This is a genomic window from Alkalibacillus silvisoli (assembly GCF_039521975.1).
Classification (GTDB): domain Bacteria; phylum Bacillota; class Bacilli; order Bacillales; family Alkalibacillaceae; genus Alkalibacillus; species Alkalibacillus silvisoli.
This window is the reverse complement of sequence record NZ_BAAACZ010000010.1, coordinates 24,750-45,553: the sequence shown is the minus strand read 5'-3', so window position 1 is coordinate 45,553 and position 20,804 is coordinate 24,750. Positions and strand designations below refer to the sequence as shown.

18 protein-coding genes are annotated in these 20,804 nt (G+C 37.5%); 14 read left to right on the top strand and 4 right to left on the bottom strand.

The annotated features are described in order from the left end of the window. Positions 1 to 31: 31 nt before the first annotated feature. The 8 genes from ABDZ63_RS07195 (at position 32) to ABDZ63_RS07160 (ending at position 11,076) form a co-directional block, all read left to right on the top strand. Positions 32 to 400 (top strand): VOC family protein, encoded by a 369-nt coding sequence (locus tag ABDZ63_RS07195; RefSeq protein ID WP_343782729.1) that lies wholly within the window; start codon positions 32 to 34, stop codon positions 398 to 400. A 72-nt stretch (positions 401 to 472) separates the two neighbouring features. Continuing rightward, entirely contained in the window at positions 473 to 1,360 is an 888-nt protein-coding gene (locus ABDZ63_RS07190) for a diacylglycerol kinase (protein WP_343782778.1), read from the top strand. Between the two features lie 150 nt (positions 1,361 to 1,510). Next, a complete protein-coding gene (locus tag ABDZ63_RS07185) occupies positions 1,511 to 2,020 on the top strand; it encodes a YfiT family bacillithiol transferase (RefSeq protein ID WP_343782727.1) in 510 nt (169 codons plus the stop codon). Positions 2,021 to 2,352: 332 nt separating this feature from the next. Then, positions 2,353 to 3,729, top strand: coding sequence for a 23S rRNA (uracil(1939)-C(5))-methyltransferase RlmD (rlmD, locus tag ABDZ63_RS07180; protein WP_343782726.1), 1,377 nt, complete (start codon positions 2,353 to 2,355; stop codon positions 3,727 to 3,729). Between the two features lie 908 nt (positions 3,730 to 4,637). Continuing rightward, on the top strand, positions 4,638 to 7,106 hold the full coding sequence (locus tag ABDZ63_RS07175) for a sigma factor-like helix-turn-helix DNA-binding protein (protein ID WP_343782724.1): 2,469 nt from the start codon (positions 4,638 to 4,640) through the stop codon (positions 7,104 to 7,106). Beyond that, positions 7,106 to 8,377: a ParB/RepB/Spo0J family partition protein gene (locus ABDZ63_RS07170; RefSeq protein WP_343782722.1), complete on the top strand. Its 1,272-nt coding sequence runs from the start codon at positions 7,106 to 7,108 to the stop codon at positions 8,375 to 8,377. Before ABDZ63_RS07175 ends, ABDZ63_RS07170 begins: the two co-directional genes overlap by 1 nt. Positions 8,378 to 8,416: 39 nt before the next feature. Next, on the top strand, positions 8,417 to 10,939 hold the full coding sequence (locus tag ABDZ63_RS07165; RefSeq protein ID WP_343782721.1) for an SNF2-related protein: 2,523 nt from the start codon (positions 8,417 to 8,419) through the stop codon (positions 10,937 to 10,939). An 8-nt stretch (positions 10,940 to 10,947) separates the two neighbouring features. Then, a complete protein-coding gene (locus ABDZ63_RS07160) occupies positions 10,948 to 11,076 on the top strand; it encodes a hypothetical protein (RefSeq protein WP_343782719.1) in 129 nt (42 codons plus the stop codon). Between the two features lie 813 nt (positions 11,077 to 11,889). Here ABDZ63_RS07160 and ABDZ63_RS07155 read toward each other — a convergent pair. The 3 genes from ABDZ63_RS07155 to ABDZ63_RS07150 are packed head-to-tail and all read right to left on the bottom strand — an operon-like array spanning position 11,890 to position 13,629. Then, the gene (locus ABDZ63_RS07155) at positions 11,890 to 12,201 is read right to left on the bottom strand and encodes a hypothetical protein (protein ID WP_343782718.1); all 312 of its coding nucleotides are present in this window, start codon (positions 12,199 to 12,201) and stop codon (positions 11,890 to 11,892) included. Next, positions 12,143 to 12,439 (bottom strand): recombinase family protein, encoded by a 297-nt coding sequence (locus ABDZ63_RS15825; RefSeq protein ID WP_425541956.1) that lies wholly within the window; start codon positions 12,437 to 12,439, stop codon positions 12,143 to 12,145. The genes ABDZ63_RS07155 and ABDZ63_RS15825 overlap by 59 nt, the downstream gene beginning before the upstream one ends. 35 nt (positions 12,440 to 12,474) lie before the next feature. Next, positions 12,475 to 13,629 (bottom strand): hypothetical protein, encoded by a 1,155-nt coding sequence (locus ABDZ63_RS07150; RefSeq protein ID WP_343782715.1) that lies wholly within the window; start codon positions 13,627 to 13,629, stop codon positions 12,475 to 12,477. Positions 13,630 to 14,195: 566 nt separating this feature from the next. Here ABDZ63_RS07150 and ABDZ63_RS07145 point away from each other — a divergent pair. The 5 genes from ABDZ63_RS07145 to ABDZ63_RS07125 all read left to right on the top strand — a co-directional run bounded on the left by ABDZ63_RS07145 (position 14,196) and on the right by ABDZ63_RS07125 (position 17,760). Beyond that, positions 14,196 to 15,194: a tRNA dihydrouridine synthase gene (locus tag ABDZ63_RS07145; RefSeq protein ID WP_343782714.1), complete on the top strand. Its 999-nt coding sequence runs from the start codon at positions 14,196 to 14,198 to the stop codon at positions 15,192 to 15,194. A 131-nt stretch (positions 15,195 to 15,325) separates the two neighbouring features. After that, positions 15,326 to 16,075, top strand: coding sequence for an SDR family NAD(P)-dependent oxidoreductase (locus ABDZ63_RS07140; RefSeq protein WP_343782713.1), 750 nt, complete (start codon positions 15,326 to 15,328; stop codon positions 16,073 to 16,075). Positions 16,076 to 16,311: 236 nt separating this feature from the next. Further along, positions 16,312 to 16,923 carry an NAD(P)H:quinone oxidoreductase gene (wrbA, locus tag ABDZ63_RS07135; protein ID WP_343782712.1) on the top strand — a complete coding sequence of 204 codons (612 nt, stop codon included), beginning with the start codon at positions 16,312 to 16,314 and terminating at the stop codon, positions 16,921 to 16,923. Positions 16,924 to 17,129: 206 nt separating this feature from the next. After that, positions 17,130 to 17,438: a hypothetical protein gene (locus tag ABDZ63_RS07130; protein ID WP_343782710.1), complete on the top strand. Its 309-nt coding sequence runs from the start codon at positions 17,130 to 17,132 to the stop codon at positions 17,436 to 17,438. Continuing rightward, positions 17,413 to 17,760 (top strand): hypothetical protein, encoded by a 348-nt coding sequence (locus ABDZ63_RS07125; protein WP_343782709.1) that lies wholly within the window; start codon positions 17,413 to 17,415, stop codon positions 17,758 to 17,760. Before ABDZ63_RS07130 ends, ABDZ63_RS07125 begins: the two co-directional genes overlap by 26 nt. A 98-nt stretch (positions 17,761 to 17,858) precedes the next feature. Here ABDZ63_RS07125 and ABDZ63_RS07120 read toward each other — a convergent pair whose 3' ends face one another. Continuing rightward, positions 17,859 to 18,584: a hypothetical protein gene (locus tag ABDZ63_RS07120; RefSeq protein ID WP_343782707.1), complete on the bottom strand. Its 726-nt coding sequence runs from the start codon at positions 18,582 to 18,584 to the stop codon at positions 17,859 to 17,861. 566 nt (positions 18,585 to 19,150) lie between these two features. On the opposite strand from ABDZ63_RS07120, the gene ABDZ63_RS07115 reads away from it, so the two are divergent. Next, the gene (locus tag ABDZ63_RS07115; RefSeq protein WP_343782705.1) at positions 19,151 to 20,614 is read left to right on the top strand and encodes an Msr family ABC-F type ribosomal protection protein; all 1,464 of its coding nucleotides are present in this window, start codon (positions 19,151 to 19,153) and stop codon (positions 20,612 to 20,614) included. Positions 20,615 to 20,804: the final 190 nt, after the last annotated feature.

Sequence of the window (20,804 nt, the reverse complement as noted above, 5' to 3'; positions counted from 1 at the left end):
CTTATGTAAATAGGTGAGAGGAGAATTGTTAATGACTTTTACAGTAAAACGTTTAGATCATGTTCAATTAGCAGCACCTAGAAATACAGAAGATGAAGCGAGACAATTTTTTAAAGAAGTACTTGGGTTTACTGAAATCGAAAAGCCAGAGGAATTAAAAAAGCGCGGTGGCGTTTGGTTTGAATTTGGTGATAGCCAACTTCATATTGGCGTTGAAGAACCATTTGCACCTGCGAAAAAGGCACACCCAGCTTTTGAAGTAACTAATTTAGAAGCTCTAATGTCACGTTTGGATAGATTTAATATTGAATACCAACAAGATGATAAGCTTCCAGGTGCAAAACGTATTTATACGAACGATCCATTCGGAAACCGGTTAGAAATATTAGAGTGGATGTAATTGCAATCACTTCCATTTATGTAACTTTCGGAGTATAGTATAGATAGGAGAATACGAACGAAGGTGAGAAATGTGAAAAAAGCTCGTGTTATATATAACCCAACATCAGGTCGGGAAGCGATGAAAAAGGCGCTTCCTGATGTGTTAATACGTTTAGAAGAGGCGGGTTTTGAAACGTCCGCTCATGCAACAACAGGGGAAGGTTGTGCAAAAGGTGCAGCCGCTTTAGCATGTGAACGCGAATTCGATATTATAATCGCAGCAGGTGGTGATGGGACAGTCAATGAAGTGGTTGATGGTATGGCCACTCAAGAATATCGTCCTAAGCTTGGAATTATTCCAATGGGTACGACGAATGACTTTGCCCGTGCGATTCAAGTCCCGCGAGATGTCGAACAAGCAATGGACATTATTTTAGCTGGACATTCTAAGAAGCTTGATATAGGTAAGGTGAATGGTCATCACTTCATGAATATCGCTGGTGGCGGTAAGATCACAGAACTAACTTATGAAGTACCAAGTAAGTTGAAAACAGCTCTTGGACAATTAGCCTATTACCTTAAAGGGGTCGAAATGCTTCCTTCAATCCGCCCAACTCATGCTCGAATTGAGTATGATGGTGAAGTGTTTGAAGGTGACTTGATGTTGTTTCTAGTCGCCAATACAAATTCAATAGGCGGATTTGAAAAGCTAGCGCCACACGCTGAGATTAATGATGGTTATTTTGATCTATTAATCTTAAAATCTACTAATATAGCAGAGTTCATCATGATTGCTAATAAAGCACTAAAAGGTAATCATATTCATGATGATCATATTATTTATACGCATGCGAAGAAAGTTAGCGTTCAAACAGAAGAAAGTGTACAGCTGAACTTAGATGGTGAATATGGTGGGAAACTGCCAGGAACATTTGAAAACTTATATCAGCATATTGAGTTTTTCATGCCCGAAGAATAAAAGTATCAAAACAACGTGAGGTATAAAGAATTAAGAAACTTGATGTTATATTTATAATGCTGAATATTTGCAAGACCTAAGTCGATTAGGTATATTAAGCGTTAATACCGAAATATTATGAATTAGAGGTTACGGAAAAGAGGGTTGAAAATGGATGTAAAATTCCCAATTGGCCAATTAGAAGTTCCGGAAAATGTTACGCTTGAAAATGTTCAAGAGTGGTTAAAGCAAATCGAAACTTACACGACGCGATTAAGAGATACTGTCGATTCTTTAAGTGATGAGAAATTAACCAAAACTTATCGCGATGGTAGCTGGACAGTTCGCGAGCTTGTTCATCACATTGCGGACTCTCAGTTGAACATGTATCAACGTTTGAAGCTAGCCTTAACAGATGAAAACCCCACAGTACCAGAGTTTGATGAAGAAAAGTGGGCTATTCAACCGGATACAAAACTTCCCGTAGAATGTTCAATCAAAATGTTGGAAGGTATAAATGAGCGCATCGTCTCTTTGGGGCATAGTTTAACTGATGAGCAACTCGAACGGACCTTTGTCCATCAGGTGAATGGTGAGATAACAGTTGCGACAAAGGTTGCAAAATTAGCATGGCATGAAGAACATCACTTAGCTCATATAGAAATTGCATTATCAAAATAAGAAAGCTGCGAGTTTGGGGCAAAAATAGTTATCATATTAGAAATCCGAACAATTCATCGTTAATGAATTCGTTCGGATTTTTTGATTCGATATCGCTACAGCAAAAAAGCCTGAGCGCTGATAAACTAGCTTGAACGCTGATAAATGAGTCCGAGCGCTGATAAACTAGCTTGCGCTGATAAATGAGTCCCGAACGCTGATAAAAAAGCCTGAGCGCTGATAAAATGATCCACTGGGTAACTGCTAATCAAATCAGTTGAAAGTGGAATTACTTTAATCTAACAAACCATTTAGCTATAATGTTATAAGACTAACATAAGGACGGATAAAACATGGGAAAAGCAAACGCACCAGTAAAGAAAAATCAATACATTGACTTAACGTTTAGCGACCTTACACATGAAGGTGACGGGGTGGGCAAAATTGACGGGTACCCTGTATTTGTGCAATACGGGTTACCTGGTGAGAAGGCGAAAGTAAAAATTGTTAAAGTGAAAAAGAACCTTGCCTTTGGGAAATTAATTGAGATTTATGAAGAGAGCCCAGACCGGAGCGAACCACCATGTGACGTGTTTTATAAATGCGGTGGTTGCCAAATCCAACATATGAGCTACGAACGTCAATTAACAATGAAACAAAAGCAAGTACAAGATGTCATGAAGAAAATCGCACAAATGCCTGATGTACCTGTACACCCGACTATTGGAATGAAAGAACCTTGGGCGTACCGTAATAAGGTGCAAATTCCTGTGGGCAAAAGACAAGGTAAAGTGATTACAGGCTTTTATCAAAAGCGAAGTCACAACATTATTGACATGGATACGTGCCCAGTTCAGAGTGAATCGAATGATCACATTGTCCGTGAAATGCGCTCAATTATTGATGAGTTAGGCATTGAACCTTATAACGAGGAGACACATGAAGGCGTTATACGTCATTTAGTATTAAGAACAGGCTATCACACGAATGAAGTGATGGTTGTGATTGTAACCAATACGAAAGACTTACCATATAAAAAAGAGCTAATTGAAAAGGTTAGAGACCTTGATTCGAATATTAAAGGAATCATCCATAACATAAACCCGAAACAGACGAATGTGATAATGGGGCAAGAATCAAAAACAATCTGGGGCGAAGACGTAATCATTGATAAAATTCATGACTTAGAATTCGCAATCTCAGCCCACTCATTTTATCAAGTGAACCCGGAACAAACAGAAAAACTTTACGATCAAGCTTTGAAATATGCCCAACTTACAGGACAAGAAACCGTCATCGATGCTTATTGTGGAATTGGCAGTATTTCACTCTTTTTAGCTCAACATGCTAAAAAAGTTTATGGGGTTGAAGTCATACCGCAAGCAGTTGATGATGCAAAAGAAAATGCAAAACGAAATCACATTGATAACGCAGAATTTTATGTTGGTGAAGCGGAGAAAGTGATGCCATGGTGGAAAGTTCAGGGGCTAGACCCTGATGTCATCGTCGTCGACCCACCACGTAAAGGCTGTGACGAGGAACTACTTCAAGCAATGATCGACATGCAGCCAGAGCGGATCGTTTACGTCTCATGCAATCCATCAACTTTAGCCCGTGATTTGAAAATATTATCTGAAAGTGGATTTGAAACGAAAGAAATCCAGCCTGTTGATATGTTTCCGCAAAGTAATCATGTCGAGTCAGTTGCGAAGTTGGTTAGGAAATTGTAACCCAACAATAAAGTTTCAACATTCATAAAAAGGTCATAACAAATCAGGCATTTTGTCATATTAAAGTTTGAACAGACGTTTGAGGAGTGTAAGGTAAAACGTTGGTTTCCTGCATTCCTCAGGCGTTCTTTGTTACGAGTTTGTTTTTCGTGCGAATAAAGTCATGACAAAATTTTGAAACAAAATAGGCGAAAATCGGGATTTGTGTTACGAGTTTATTGTGAAAGGCGATGGTCGGAAAAGGCTTGAAAGGGTGAAAAGTGTTACGAGTTTATTGTTAATGCACAAAATTGTAAACCGAAAAAAACATTTGAATCGATAATAAAGTTTTGTAAAAACAGCGTTTTTTAGGTAAAAAAGTTTTGAATAGAGAGAGAAGGAAAAGTGGGAAATCCTTATTGATCAGGGGTTTCCCATGATTTTTATACAAGATTTTTTTAACGTTGGTAAAAATGTTTTGAATAAATTTGAGTAAAAAAAGTGATAAAATCGGGGCTCGCGTTCAAGACTTTATTACCAAGCTGACGGTGGAATGCGGGTTGAAGGGATGAAAAAATTCAAAAGTTTTTTTGTGGTGTACAAGCATACTGTGAATCCCTTGATAACTAATTCAAGGGTTTTCGTTTACATATGGAGAGATAAGTTGGCTTTCTAGTCACAAATACCAAACATAAAGTTGCCAAATATGATTAGAGGAATTCGGCATCAGACTGATATACCGTTAAGTAAAACTCAAGGCACATGGCTTCCCCTTAAAAAAGGAATTAAGTTTTTTTGCGTATGTAATGACGTGCGGCCTATACTTCTGTAAAATATAGTAGAAAGGTGCACCGAGACCAAAAGCACTTGGTCCTTGTGTACTATGGATAGAGGAAAGCGCCTTAAATTTAATGCGAGGAGATTCATAAATGCTTCCACAAAGCAAGTTTCATTATTTGTTTAATCCGTATACATTGTATTGTTTATTGGAATTTAATGTTTCAAAAAAAATGATTGATCAACTCGTTGAGTATGATTTTGTAGTGAACGACTTTTTAACGGAGTCTAACAAGGTTTCTCAATTACAGACCTCTAAAAAGGCAATGACTGGAAAAGTAATGAACGCCATAGCTTTATTAAGTATTGAGGCATATGAACAGTCCGTATATAAATTGGGTGCTGCAGGATTGTCACTGTCAAATATTCGCTTACTAGTGGATCATGACATTACATACCATCAACTTGATTCTATGACATACGATGTTTTTTTTGAACGGATCGGTCGCAAGAACAAGAAAGTCATTTTTGAACGCATTATAGAAGCATTTAGGTCGTGTGAAGAGTTATTTCAAGCTGATATTACTGCAAAGACATATCACTTTTACTTACATCAGTATTGCGAACAGCTACCACCGCGCCATTATGTCACCAAGGATACTCTGTCTAAGGAGTTAAGTGTGCAGCTTAACATACCGGAAACAAAAATAGATGTAGAGAGCATAGAACTATTTTTGCACAAGAAAATGATGGAAAACTACTTGACGTTTACCTCTGATCTTGGTTTCAAAAGAAATGTAAAAACGATAAAACAATTACTTGCAGATGATTTTAAAGATAAAGAGATATTGATCCGTCGCATGAAGGGTGAGTCTCTTCAACAGATCGGTGATAGTTTGAATTTGTCCCGTGAACGTATCCGCCAAAGGGAAGCGAAGCTGCTGAGCAAATTACCTGAACTTGAGGAGCTCACTTTTTATAAGGACGTTTTTGAGGTATACGACTGGGATGAGGAACTGTTTTCAGCAGTGTACGGGGAAATACCCGAAGTTTACCAGCTTCTAAATGTAAAGCTGGATCGGGGAGAAAGAAGTGTATTAGACTCACTGGATGAACTTTCCCTGACAGCAAAGCTGCAGGAACTTGTTTTAGCTCATTTGAATTGCTACATTAATTATGAAAAAAAGGTTGTTCCCTACAATAACAAACTAGCTTTTTTTGAACACCTGATGTTTCACTTTGGGCAAAAAACAGTTAGTAATGAGGAATTTAATGAGGTAGCTAACGAGTATATAACGGAGCACCGTCTGGATCCGTCTCTGTACTATACAGAGCGAAGTGCAATGGGATTGATTGATCGATCCCGCAAGATTATCCGCACAAAAAGCAACAGCTTTCGATTTTACGATGTGGACAAAGTTGACCCTGAAATGATGAATCACTTAAAAGAACTTCTGGATCTGGACCCTGGTGTATATCACATGGCGAAGATATTCAATGAAAACGAAGCTTTAATGGTTGAGTTAAATATCGATTCAGGGCATGAGCTTCACAATTTATACAAAAGATACATTGAAATAGACGGCGTGACGTTTACGAAAATGCCTGAATTTTGTGTGCAGACGAGTAAAAAGGAATTCTTAAAAAGTCTGTTTTACGAATTGGCCCCGATCTCAATTGAGGATTTTTTAGATTATGTGGAGAACAACTATGGCTTACGGCAGGATTCCTTACACAGCCTGCTGTACAGCAATGACAATGACTACTTGCCCTACTTACACAATCATTTTATTAAAGTGAGCTATGAAGAGGTAAGTGAGGCAGAGTATTCGCTGGTTGAATCACTTCTGAAAAACGATCTTTATACGGTTCAGGAGTTGATCAAACTTGGTTCGGAGCATATTCTGGATTTTAAAGAGAAGTTTGTTAACAATCAGGCCCTAATGAAACTAAATTACAGTTTAAAGGGTATGTTCGTTTTAAACCGGAAATACAGCTCGATTGATCAGTATTTTACTAGACTTATTCTGAAAAACGATATGTTCCGTAATACGCGATCACACCACTTTAAAACGAATCACTTTTTGAGTGCACTATACGATTTGGAGAAAAAACTGGAAGTTGTAAAAGTGGCGCCGGATATGTATTTGACAAGTAGAAAGATTGAAGGGGCAGGAATCACTAAGGACGAATTGGTTGTATACAGGGAGGCAGCTTACCATTACTCCGAAGCACCGTTTTTCACCTATTACTCGTTAAAGCAGGAAGGATTTGAGCAGGAGCTGGAAGACTATGGATTCGATGAGGTTTTCTACGAGCGGATCATCTGGACTCATCCAAAGCTTCGGGCGCTGAATACGAAAAACTGTACGATCTTTTCAAAAACAGGTAAGGAATTTACGCTAAAGGAATTTCTCGAATGGTTGGTTAGTAAGGACAGCGAGCCACTTGACCTTGACGTTCTGAAGACAAGGCTGAAGAGGGAATTTGGCATTGATCTTAATAAAGATAAACTGATTCGTACAATACAGAATACAGCGTTTTATTACTCAAGAGAAATGAATAAGGTTTACCAGGACAAAGAACGATTCTACGAAACTATCTACAGTGGAGAGAGGTAATGAAAATGCAAAGCCTAAAAGAATTCATTGGAATATCTATTAGGGAAAGCGGGGAAAGTCGCCGGCTTAAGATAAAAAATACAGAAGAGTCCTACAAAGTGTTAACCATCCCCCTCGAACTGTGTCATTACAATGAAAATAACGGTCGAATTTCGACCTATATCAGTCAGCATTTATCAAGTGGGGAAGAATTACAAAAAGATGATATTGAGGCGTACAATAAAGTATTGGAAGAGTTTATCTACCAATCCAATCCAAATGCGCTGGAGAAGACGAAGAAGAACATAAGCCTCCTAGGCCAGCTAGAACCGGGTGTCGTTCTTAATGACGGCCGGATCATTGATGGAAACCGCCGCTTTACTGCGCTGCGCAAGCTTAAAGCAGAGGGGAAGGGCGATATGTTTTTTAATGCCATTTTACTCGATCAATCAGAGGGCATAGACGCTAAGGACATAAAAAAACTGGAGCTGCAGCTGCAGCACGGAAAAGAAAAGCCGATCGACTATAATCCGATTGATAACTTAGTGGACATCTACCAGGATATTATTGAAAACGAGCTTTTCTCAATGGAAGAGTACAGCAACTACGTTAACAAATCGGTAAGTGATGTGAAGAAAATGGTCAAACGTGCGGTACTCATGAATCAATTTCTTGAGTTCATTAACGCAGAAAAGCAGTATTACATTGCACGTGACTGGGAATTCGATACGATCCTGCAGGATATGCTGATGATTATTGAACGTCAGATAAAAGGCATAGATATCATTACAATACTTGAGAACAAGGACGACAAACAAGATGTGCAGGAGTATATGCGCATCCGCGATACCTTGTTTACGGTTGCACTGACAGGACGAATGCAAAAAACCCATGACCTGTCCCGAAACATGCGCGATATCGGCAGACATGTCATGAATTACGATGAAAAGGAAGACTTTTTGGATGACATCGAAGATCAGGTTGAAGACATTTACGAGACACTTCATGAGTACGACCAGGTTGACCTAGACACACTCAGCGAAGTGAGTAAGGAGATTGACGAGGCGCAGCAGGAAGTCGTGCAAAAAGGCGAAGAGTATATTGAGAGCGGCAGACAGAAAGATGTGCAGACTAAGCCGGTAACCATCATGAACAAAGTTATTAAAGATATGGAGAAACTGGATATGATTCAGTTAAAACATATGGACGATGAAACCGAACAGGAATTTCTTACTCAGTACAACAAGCTTGAGGCAGAAATGAAAAAAATCGCAGAGGCCTTACGTGTATAAAATACTTCAGCTGCAGCCCCCTCTTATTTTTCAGATGAAGTGGATATTAAAAGCGCTTTTTACGTTCCTGTTCTGGAAAAGTCGGTCACATACGACCGCGTAAGTGCCTATTTTACCTTCAAAGCACTAGCTGCCTACGCAAAGGGCATTGAAGGTATGATTCGTCAAAACGGAAAAATGCGTTTTATCATTTCCCATGAGATCAGCAAGGAAGATTACGATATACTCAAAGACGGCTACGAGATCAAGAAATCCTTGGTTCCAAAGCTGTCAAACAAGGATTTTAAGCAACTCAGCCTGGAAGATCAGAGGAACGTCCGTAATTTTACCCACTTAATCGCGCAAGGCATGATTGAGTTTAAGATTGGGTTTACGCACAGTGGCCTGTTTCACAGTAAATATGGCATTTGCCATGATGCAGACGGGAATTGCATTTACTTTAGTGGCTCGAATAACGAAACAGCTGCAGCCCTTGCAAGAAACTATGAGGCGTTTGATGTGACAGCCTCGTGGAAAAGCGCCCCATTTGATCAGCAGCGGATCTCAAGGGCGATTGCCGAGTTTGAAAAGCTCTGGAGTACCGGCTTAAGTAACGGATTTGTTTTTGTTAAAGAAATCGATGAGATTGTTAAACAGAAACTGATTCAATATGATAAGGGGAAAATCATTGTGAATTCTACTTATTTATCACCCAATTCGCTTATTTTAGATCACGTGGATGACGAATTAGTCGTCCACAACAATTTAACATCCTATACGATCCTTGGAACAGAACGGGTCTTTCGGTCAAAATTATGGGCCTACTTAGACGGCGATTTCCCGCACTTCCAAAAAGATCTGACGCACCTTGACATACAGGATATTATTAAACATTTAAGGAAGTTTGCAAAACGAAAGAATTTTGAAGTGGTGGTAACCGAAGCGCTGCAACGATTCATCTCTCAAAAGGCGTATTTTATTAAAGAAAGAGCAGATTACGGCAAAGCCATCAAATTCTATCAGCAAGATTTGGATCCGGTTGTTGCCGAGCGGTTCAACGCATTTAAAGAGACAGCCACAAAGGCACTTGCTCGACCACCACGGGAGGTACAGCTCTGGTGCAGTTTCTATATGTTAGAAATGCAGCGGGCTTCAAACTTTTCCGTGCCCGGTGCCGGAAAGACGACAATGTCTTATCTCGTTTACTCCTATTTAACGGCACCGGAAGTTGACCTGGTTGATAGAATTGTCATGATCGGACCAAAGAGCTCCTTTTTAGCGTGGAGGAAGGAGTTTTATGAAAACTTCAAAGAAAACAAACGTCTGCGCGTACTGGATGTGCAGCGTCATAAATATTCACCGACAGAATTTATAACCGAATTCGGGAAGTGTAATGTTGTTCTGGTAAATTATGAATCTGTTGGAAAGTATCAGGGCGTGCTAAGCAGTGTCATTGATGAGCGGACGATGGTCATTTTGGATGAAGTGCATAAAATTAAAGGCATTCAAAGTTTACGTGCGCAATCGGTAAAGGCGGTTACAAAGGGGGCAAAGTTTAAGTTTGCCCTCACCGGTACACCGATTCCCAACTCGTATGAGGATATTTACAACCTGTTAAAAATCTTATATGATGACGAATATCGCATGTACTTTAATTTTAGAAAGGATCAATTGAAAAATCCGAATTCAGTGATGGTTGAACGGATCAATGATCTGCTGTATCCATTTTTCTGGCGTACAACAAAAAATCACCTCCAGGTGCCGGCGGCCAATGAAAATGAATTGCTTTATGTCACCGCGGATGAACAGGAGCAGCAGCTTTTGAACCTGCTGTACCGAAAATACGGACACTCCGTTTTCCATCTCTACATTCGTTTGATTCAGGCATCGGTCAACCCGCTACTTTTACTAAAAAGTATTGATTACATTGAAATGTACGGAGAAGATGTGCATCACGATGAGGACCATTGGGACTCCAGCAATTCGGATCAGATCCAGTTTACAACGGAAGAAATAGACTTGATTCGCAGTGTATCGAAGACGTCAAAATACGATACAGCCATTAACCTGGCCCACTCACTGTTTCGGGAAAAAAAGCAATCGATTATCTGGTGCATTTTTGTTGATACGATGCTCACCCTTAAAAACGATTTACACCAAAAGGGAATCCAGGCAGAAGTGATTTATGGTGATACGAGTCAGGGAGACCGTGATGCTATTATCGAACAATTCCTGAACAGGGAAATCGATATTCTCATAACGAACCCGCACACACTGGGGGAATCGGTCTCGCTACACCATACTTGTCACGATGCTATTTATCTCGAGTACTCATTTAATCTGACCCACCTTCTTCAATCCCGTGACCGTATTCATCGTCTAGGTTTAAAGGAAGATGATTATACACAGTATTACTTTTTGATGCTCCAAGGCAAGGTTGGTGAGCGCAATACGATTGATGAACGCATTTATAACCGGTTAATGACCAAGGAAGAACGAATGCTCTCCGCCATTGAACGTGGGGTTTTAATCCCGGATCCAACAGTGGACTTAGAGGAGATCACTGCTTTGTTTGATGAATAATTGGTGGTATGAATGAGACATTGGTTAAAATTGAACGAGTTGTAGCGAAAGAGCCTAATCCTTTGGTGGATGATGCTCTTTCAAATGAGGGCATCACAGGACCGCATTTTTATTGGAAACAGGCTGACAGTATTTAATTTAGAGCCGAATTTCGTTAAAATAGATAGTGTTGAATTTTCATTTGATTATCTGGTATAAAGCATGTAAATAGATAGAAGAAGTGGAGCACCTAATTCCAGATGCCCGTCTGTTGGAAGATTATCGTTTAATTCTTCAAAAAACGATTAATGGTATATTCCAAATACCTGTTATAACTAATGTTGACGATAATCTAATAGTGACTCTGGAGGAAGTTAACAATTGTTTGTTTTTAAATACGGTTTCTGGAATTATAACAATAAAAAACCTTCCAACATACAAAAACCAGAATTTGGAGAAAATTTATTTGAATTCTACCTTTTGGATAAGGAACTGAGCAAAACATTGAACCAACAAAATATATACTTTTGAGCAAACACCATAGAGTTACATCAACGAATTAACCTGAATCCGTTTGAAGTCGAATTAAATAATACAAATGGAATTAATAAAGCTTGGGGATTAATTGCTGTTTATTATCTCTCGAATTAAATGGTTTTATAGCCTTCAGTCGTTTCAAATATGACAGAAGGCTATTGTATTATTATACTTATTACACAGATAGTCATTAAGCGTTTTATTAAAATAGCTGTTTTGCTCCTTCTATTAATACATTTTCATTACCCCATTAACGACCGCAATTCAAATAAGTAAGACGAGAAAATAACAGACCTGCATGTTACGTAGTACAAATGTATTATTGAATTAAAAATGGGGTGGATTTATGCATTACTTTTGTCGAAATATCTTAAAGGTAAACACAACTACATCATTTTATCTGCGACCACTACTCGAATCATGTGGAGTGTGTGTCACAGATTGTTTTCAAGGGCTAACAATTCAGAGAAGAGGGAGAACCTGTATGTGATGACAGGGAGCCCTTCTTCCTTAACCTTTATATGTTTAACAAAAAAGTTTAAAAGCTCACTAGTAACATCTTGAATTGGTTCTAATTGTTTTAGAATTTTTTTCACTGTATTCAATTCATCAGTGAGTTGGTTTGTTTGGAGCGAGAGTTGTTGTTCGCTCTTTTTGTTTTCTAGTGCATCCAAAGATTTTTGTAAATCAGTCATTATTTCCTTTTCGATTCTGTCGGTACCACATTCCTTTTCCACAATCTGCACATGACATGAAATTCGTAAAGAGGTGTTTTGTTTGATTAATATTGGAACGCTTTCGGATGTTCATCATGTGTTGGGCTGCTTCAAATACTTCTCTTGTGATAATCGGAGGATGAGCGTCCTTAATGACAATGTGTTCCTCAGGCGGTAAAAAATTTCTATGTTCAGAAGTAACACTAAGCGATGATTCTCGATGTTGAACAAGGTCACCAGAATAATGGAGCTTGATTCCCTTATTCAACTCTTGTCCCCGTTAGTGCAACAAGGTCAAGACGATTAATACATATTAATCACATAATCATCCCAGTATGCATTTAGTTGTAATTGCTGTAATTGAGTAAGGTTATCATTTTCCATGATATGTTTTCTAAAGCGTTCGCCTTCGTTTATATTGCCACCTTTATAATATTCCCTAGCTATTTCTAAACGAACTCGATTCATAACAGTAAGGTTTCCAAATGGATCATAATAAGAATCAATCTTACTATTATCCTTAACACCATTGAATTTAAACTTCCTGTTAGGCTCAATATTATCAAGTAAGTTTTTGTACTTAGAAATAGCATCCTCCGACTTTATCTTTCGAGTTAAAAGTTCAAATCTTATATTAAAAATTTCAGTTTCAAGGTCTGCTTGAATTTCATTTAAAGATTGAATAACATTTCTTATCCATTCCCAATTGACAAAATGGTTAGACTGGACTCCTAATAGATTAAATGATGCAACAGCATATAAATCCTCATTTCTTATGTTACTTATGACATTCTCTCTGGTGGGAATACCGTATTCAGATGGCTGAACAACATCTATATAAGATATTTCAGTAAGGATACTTTCAATATCCCTTTTATGCATATGTCCTACCACAATTAATACTGTTTTACCTATATATCCTTTTGCGATATGCTTTATTCTCATAGCCTGCATAAAAGTTCGATATAGAAATAACCTTCTTGGAAAATCATTAGCTCCAGGCATAATTGTGGTTTTCCAATTTTCAATTTGTTGATTGACTTCTTCAGATTCTAAGTCAAAGAGGTCTTCTAATGTTGACTTTTTTTGAAAATATAAAAAGGATTTATTAGAATTTTCCATTCGAATTATGGGTGACTGATCAATATCATTTGTATTCCAAGCCAATTGTTGATCATCGGTTGAAGGCAACCAATCAAATGGTCGAATATCAATATTGTTTTCCTTTGCATAAGGTATAACGATGTTTTGTTGTTCATATGTAAACTCATAAAAGTCATCCCTTTCAAATTCCAAAGGAGATCTTTCAATTCCTATCACATTTGGTTTTATCTGATCAAAAAAAGCTCGATAAACTGCTGGTTGACAACTTTCTGAAACAAGTTGATTAGAATGACCTACTCCTAATATGATAACTTTTGTATTCATATTTGATTTAACTCCCCCTAAATTACTCACTAAAGAAAAAGATCGACTAAAGTGCCGACCATAAACACTTATTAAACAATCCTACCTTATTACAAATGCTTTACACTTCAATACTAACATAATATTCATATGTAGAGGGATTTCTTTCAATGAACACCGAGAGTTGGAATCACTGCTCATATTAACGATTTCCGATTTTACGGTGGTGTTCCCAGTGTTATTGTGCCAGATAACTTGAAGACAGGTTTCATCAAGCTTCAAGAACAGTGGGTCACTCAAAGGGCAATATTCATAAATCTTTATTATCACTGGTAACGGTGGAATGTGGGTTTTAGGGGTGGGTTCTTGTAAATGAATTTTTTCTTTAACAGAGGGATTTTAACTAATAAAGAATAAAAATGAAACTCTAATTTAAAGGGTTTTCCTTATTTTATATTCTAGAAATAAACAGTAAACCTATTCTTATTCGATTTGTCTTGCACTTTTCTCTTGTACCCATTAAAGTATATAATGGTTGAAAAACTACAATATCGTTAGGAAGCCTTAACGTTTTAATATTAGACAAGAGAATCTTGTAGGAAGGGGGTCGATTTGAGATGAAAGATAATTTTTGGCATGAATTACCACGACCGTTTTTCGTACTTGCACCAATGGAAGCTGTGACGGATGTCGTATTCCGTCATGTTATAAGTGAAGCGGCTAGACCAGATGTGTTCTTTACGGAGTTTGCGAATACAGAAAGCTACTGCCATCCAGAAGGTCGAGACAGTTTGCGTGGTCGTCTTACCTTCACAGAAGATGAGCAGCCGATCGTCGCTCATATTTGGGGTGATAAGCCTGAGTATTTTAGGCAAATGAGTATGGGTATGGCTGAAAAAGGCTTCAAAGGTATTGATATTAATATGGGCTGTCCAGCTCCTAATGTGGCACCAAAAGGGAAAGGCTGTGGATTGATACGTCGTCCAGATGTTGCAGCGGATATTATTCAAGCAGCTAAAGCTGGTGGCTTACCTGTAAGTGTGAAAACTAGACTTGGATATACAGAGGTAGAGGAATGGCGTGTTTGGCTAAAGCATGTACTTGAACAAGATATTGCCAATCTGTCCATCCATCTACGTACGAAAAAGGAAATGAGTAATGTTGATGCCCACTGGGAACTTATTCCAGAGATCAAGAAGCTTCGTGATGAAGTTGCTCCTCATACGTTACTTACGATCAACGGTGATATTCCTGACCGTCAAAAAGGGCTTGAACTCGTCCAACAATATGGTGTAGATGGTGTTATGATCGGGCGCGGCGTTTTCCATAATCCGTTCGCGTTTGAAAAAGAAAAGAAGGAGCATACAAGTGATGAATTACTTGATCTTCTTAGGTTGCAACTCGACCTTCATGACCAATATTCAGAGGAGCTTGAACCAAGATTGTTCAAACCACTACGCCGCTTTTTCAAAATATATGTCCGTGGATTTCGCGGGGCGAGTGAGCTACGCAACAAGCTAATGGATACGAACTCTACCCATGAAGTTCGTGATTTGCTCGATGAGTTTACAGAGAATAAGGGAGTAACGGAAGACAAAAAATTTACTATTTCTTAAAAATGTCCAATTGATGGAGGGGAAGCAGAAAATACTGTTTCCTCTTTTTTGTATATCAGCAAGCTACATTTGATTAATGACGTCGAAAAAAGGAATACTTATGGTAGATGCATTTTTAAGGAGGTATTCTAATGAGCAAAGTAGCCGTTATTACTGGTGGTGGAAGTGGCTTGGGTAAAGTTACGGCCAAACAGATGGCGGAAAAAGGTATTAATATAGTTGTTGTCGATATCGATCAAGAAAGTGGGCAAGAAACTGTTGAATTAGTTAAACAGGCTGGAGTAGATGCTTTTTTCGTGAAAGCGGATGTGTCAAAAGCTGACGAAGTTAAAAATTATGTTGACCAAGCGGTAGAGAAATATGGGACAATTGATTATTTCTTTAATAACGCTGGAATCTCAGGTAGCGGAAAGTTATTTTTAGAAACAGACGTTAATGAAATTAATAAAATTGTTGAGATTAATATGCTGGGTGCTTTGTATGGTATGCATTATGTAGCTGAAGTCATGGTGAAAAACGGTGGTGGTTCAATCGTCAATACATCATCAAGCGCAGGAGTCATCGGTCAAAGTACAGTTGTTACTTATTCAGCGACAAAGCATGGTATTGTTGGCATGACGAAAAGCATGGTTGCTGAATATGCAAAAGATGGCTTGCGTGTTAATGCCATTGCACCAGGTCCAACAGAAACACCAATGGTTAAAAAGTACTTTGAAGATAATCCAGAAATGAAGGAAAGCGCAGAAAAAGGTATTCCACAAAGAAGGTTAGGAACTCCTGAAGAAGTGGCTGAACTTGTAACATTCCTACTTACATCAGATGCACCATATATTAATGGAGATGTCATTAGAATAGACGGTGGGTTTACAAGTACAAAATAAAGTAATTGTATTGTAAGAAGCTCGGTTAGCTATAACTAATACGAGCTTTTTTTATTATAAGCATTTATCTTGAATTCAAGATAAAATCAAGGTATTATACTAAATAGAGGTTGAAATAAGAGTTCGACCTTTCAATTGTGGAGGTGGTTCAGTAGTTTTTATGAAGAATAATGAAAGTAGATGTAGATATGGGGTTATTAGATAAAATTTTTGGAAGAACAAAGGAGAGTCATAATATGTCAAACGTAAAATTAGCTGTAGTATTTTATAGTATGGGTGGAACAAATTATGAAATGGCCAAATGGGCTGCAGAAGGTGCAAAAGAATCAGGTGCTGACGTTAAAGTGTTGAAGGTTGAAGAATTAGCACCTCAGTCAGTAATTGATGAAAATGAAGCATGGAAAGCAACTGTTGAAGCTACAAAAGATGTTCCAGTAGCTACTTCAGATGACATTGAGTGGGCAGATGCGATTATCTTCAGCGTACCAACACGTTTTGGAAACTTGCCTGCACAAGTGAAACAATTCCTTGATACACAAGGTGGTTTATGGGCAAGTGGTAAGACCGTAAATAAAGTTGTAAGCGGAATGAGTTCTGCACAAAATCCACATGGTGGTCAGGAAGCGACACTTCTATCTCTATATACATCTATGATGCACTGGGGTGCAATTATTGCTGCTCCGGGTTATTCAGACCCTGTTATTTTTGGTTCAGGTGGAAACCCATATGGAACAAGCGTTACAGTTGGCCAAGACGGTCAGATGGTTGAAGATGTAGAAGGTGCAGTAAAGCATCAGGCAAAACGTACTGTTAATATTGCAGAATCGGTAAAAAACGGAAACCAATAATAAGGTAACGTTTCTAATCGAATAAATTAGTGTTTAAAAAGCACGCATTTGTGATTACAATTAACGTAAGCAAATGCGTGTTTTTCTTGGGATGACCCGAAAGAAAATAAAAGCATTGATAGAATCATATCTTTCTTATATAGTATGTATCAAAGGTTTTGAGAAAGGAAACTTCTTTGAAATAGATAGTCTAAGGTGGAATATTAATGAGTAAAGTTTCAAACCCTAATTTCTTCACAATCCTTTCAGTTTTAATAATGATTGTGACAGGCATAGTGGTATTGATGACTGAATTGAACACAATCGTTCTCATTATTTTGCTATCTATTTCAATTGTTCTATTAACGGTTTCTAATCAAGTTAATGAAGAAAAACCAACCCTTTTTAACCTTTTGGAAATTATCATTGCTCTAACACTCCTAGCATTACTTCTGATTTTTGGTGAAGAATTATTTGTTAGGATTCTTTTAATAGGTTTGTTTGTTTTAAATGTATATATCTTTAGAAAGCTATGATATAAGTAGATATGGGAGGTTTGGAGATATACTGAAGTTTGGTTCTGCCTTAATGATTGTTTTTCTATTATTTGGGGCTGCAACATCAATTGTTGCCATTCAACTTAGCTCAATGGGCGAAGATATTGAAGCAGTAGAGCGACGTGGCGAACGTTCACTCAACATATCAGAAATGGGTTCATTAACACGTGCTAAAGGTGTACGTATACCAGCATATGCGTTTAATCAAGATCAAAGTTACGTTCAAGAATTTGAAAATCGAGTAAACCAGTTCGATGCTCTTGCAGAAGAAGTAGAACCTCGCATGGATACATCTGATTAAGAAGAATTATTTTCACAAATTATGAGTAATACAGAACAATAAATAAGGTCAATTGTATGATAGTAGATCCCTCTAAAGTTTATGAGAGACCGAACAACCTATTTTTGTAAATGGTTATAGGTGATTTGTTCAACTTTGAGTAGCGAAGAAAACATCCTTAAAAAAGTTTCAAATTGGTCGGGTTCATGGGATAATTCACGGAAATAATGTCTAATGTGAGGTACAACTTCTTGAAGGGTGCTTTGGTCAAATTCGTAAAACTCAGTAATTGGAAAATAAAGCGAATCACAGAATGGAAGGAGTATTCCTGCAACTAGAGCTCCTTGTTTAGGTTGGGAGAAATTAGGAAAGGGATAAAATATATCTAAAGTGGTTTCGGATTTGATGTCAACAGCTACATTTCCATTTCCACCAAACCGTTGACTGATGTAATAAAAGTTTGGTGTGACATTGTACCATTCCTGAATCCATGATTTTAGGATTGGCCATTTTTTGAAATAGTTCTCATTGTTTTTGATAAAATCTTGAACGATGTTATTGTAAGGATCTGTTTTCAATTCATACAAAACTCGCAACCAGAAAACAATGTTCATAACGGTTTCAGCTTTCTCATCAGGAAGGTCATGTTCATCAGCAAACTCTTTTAATCCTTTGCGTAATTCTTCATAGTATAGGTGAGAAGTTTCACGGGCGAATTTCAGAAAAACATTCGCCAGCAACTCATCGCGTAAATCCATTGACATAGAGTAATCATGTCGATACTTTTTCGTCTTTTGGCTAGTCTGTGTAAACATGGAGATTTTCTTATTTTGATTTTCGTTCATAAAACCAACTCCTATATAAAAATGGTTTGAAATGCTGTATAGAACGTATATTCGACACTTATTAACGAAATCCTTCTTATTAATTTTTTTTGCAGACATTATTCAATAGACCCTGTCATAACCAAAGTAACCTTTGACAATATCTCATAGTCTTCTTATAATAATAAGTGAACTAATTAAATTTAAGGAGGATTATTAAAAAATGCATTCGATTAGACTACGTTTCCCAACTTTGAACTAGTAATTAAATACGTTCAAAGACTCTGTGCTATGTAATCAGAGTAATGGGATAAGTCTGTCCTTTTTTAATAATCTTTTTAAGCATGTATATAGTTAAGACGATAAGCTTTGTACGGTTGTATATTTGTATGCAATTTTACATGAAAATTCGTCATGTTTGAAAAAGGCAGATTGTTCTGTCTTTTTTTATTTTGCCTAATTTTTTTGATATTGAGATAGGCTTTTCCCTTACTCTTGCGCACAAGTAGAAGCTTGTGTTTTTTTATTGGCATTTGAATTCATAGTTTGATTGCTAATTAATCATTAATTTAAAGAGGAGAATTATTATGGAAAAAGTCTGTCTTGAAATAGAAGATGTAGAAGTTTCGTATTTAGATCGAGTGGTGTTAGATGTCCCGCGGTTAGCTGTTCATCAGTTTGATCGTATTGGTGTTGTGGGTAAGAATGGTTCTGGTAAAAGTACATTGTTAAAGCTTATGACTGGCCAAGTGGAACCCAATCAAGGACATGTTAAACGTTTTTTCGATTTTGCTTATTTTGACCAACTATCATCCGCCTCAGAAGCGGATGTTGATTATAAGTTTTTAGGTGAACTAGCCATTCCACAAACAGAATTACAAAATTATAGTGGTGGAGAACAAACACGGTTAAAACTCGCTCAAATATTTTCTCACTATCATGAAGGTCTATTATTCGATGAGCCAACGACACACCTAGATCAGGAAGGAATTCAGTTTTTTATAGATGAGTTAACTTACTACTATGGTGCACTTGTCATGGTGAGCCATGATCGACACATTTTGGATCAACTGGTGACTAAGATATGGGAAGTGGACGATGGGAAGGTTACAGAATATACAGGGAACTATACAGATTATGTTGAACAGAAAGAACTTCAAAAGCAACAGCAACAAGAAAAGTATGAAAAGTATTTAAAAGAAAAAGGACGGTTATTACAAGCAGCCGATGACAAAAAGAAAAAAGCTGACAAGGTTACTAAAGCCAAAGGGCAAATGTCAAAAAAGCAAGCTAACGCAACAGCTAATCGAATGTTTATGACGAAATCAAAAGACACAAGTCAAAAATCTATACAAAGATCCGCGAAAGCTATTGAACAAAGAATCGAGCACCTGGAGGAAGTGGAAGCACCATTAGAAGAAAAGAAAATTCGCTTTCATCAATCTGATGCATTAAAATTGCATAATCACTTTCCGATTATGGCTGATCGACTAACTTTAGAAGTGGGGGATCAAAAGCTTTTAAATGAATCTAGCTTTCAATTCCCGTTAGGTAAGACGATTGCAATTACCGGAAATAATGGGTCAGGTAAAACGACGTTAATTAATCATATTATAGATAACGGTGAAGGGATTACTCTGTCTCCAAAAGTAGTTATAGGGTATTATAGGCAGATGGATTACCAATTTACTGAAGAACAGTCAGTCTTAGAATATATGAAAGAGAAAAGTGATTACGAAGAAGCAAAAATCCGTGCTGTTCTTCACTCTATGAGCTTTGTAGGAAATGCCCTTAAGAAAAAGGTGAATAAATTAAGTGGTGGAGAAGCCATACGCTTAGTCCTTTCACAGTTATTTTTAGGGAGATATAATGTTTTAATTTTAGATGAACCGACGAACTTTTTAGATGTCGTTTCAATTGAAGCTTTAGAATATTTTTTAGAAGGATATGAAGGGACCATTATATTAGTCTCACATGACCACACATTTGTTAAGAATGTAGCTGATGAAGTTTACTCTATTGAGAATAGAACAATTAGACTAGTGAACTAAACTAGTGAGAAGCAGAGTATATAGGCTCTGCTTCTATTTTTACTAAAATTATCTTATAATTAAGAAAAATACTTGGGAATTTGTTTCAATAAGCATAATGCGTTTTTAAATGAAAAGAGAAGCATAGGACCAACTTATGTTTTAGAAGAAGTTAAGGAATTAAACAGAAATAGACGATTGAGAGGGGAGA

Coding starts and splice junctions, on each gene's coding strand:
- ABDZ63_RS07125 (WP_343782709.1), top strand. CDS start 17,413: ATGTATATATCTTTAGAAAGCTATGATATAAGTAGATATGGGAGGTTT.
- wrbA (WP_343782712.1), top strand. CDS start 16,312: ATGTCAAACGTAAAATTAGCTGTAGTATTTTATAGTATGGGTGGAACA.
- ABDZ63_RS07195 (WP_343782729.1), top strand. CDS start 32: ATGACTTTTACAGTAAAACGTTTAGATCATGTTCAATTAGCAGCACCT.
- ABDZ63_RS07140 (WP_343782713.1), top strand. CDS start 15,326: ATGAGCAAAGTAGCCGTTATTACTGGTGGTGGAAGTGGCTTGGGTAAA.
- ABDZ63_RS07170 (WP_343782722.1), top strand. CDS start 7,106: ATGAAAATGCAAAGCCTAAAAGAATTCATTGGAATATCTATTAGGGAA.
- ABDZ63_RS07130 (WP_343782710.1), top strand. CDS start 17,130: ATGAGTAAAGTTTCAAACCCTAATTTCTTCACAATCCTTTCAGTTTTA.
- ABDZ63_RS07175 (WP_343782724.1), top strand. CDS start 4,638: ATGCTTCCACAAAGCAAGTTTCATTATTTGTTTAATCCGTATACATTG.
- ABDZ63_RS07120 (WP_343782707.1), bottom strand. CDS start 18,584: ATGAACGAAAATCAAAATAAGAAAATCTCCATGTTTACACAGACTAGC.
- ABDZ63_RS07185 (WP_343782727.1), top strand. CDS start 1,511: ATGGATGTAAAATTCCCAATTGGCCAATTAGAAGTTCCGGAAAATGTT.
- rlmD (WP_343782726.1), top strand. CDS start 2,353: ATGGGAAAAGCAAACGCACCAGTAAAGAAAAATCAATACATTGACTTA.
- ABDZ63_RS07115 (WP_343782705.1), top strand. CDS start 19,151: ATGGAAAAAGTCTGTCTTGAAATAGAAGATGTAGAAGTTTCGTATTTA.
- ABDZ63_RS07160 (WP_343782719.1), top strand. CDS start 10,948: ATGAATGAGACATTGGTTAAAATTGAACGAGTTGTAGCGAAAGAGCCT.
- ABDZ63_RS07145 (WP_343782714.1), top strand. CDS start 14,196: ATGAAAGATAATTTTTGGCATGAATTACCACGACCGTTTTTCGTACTT.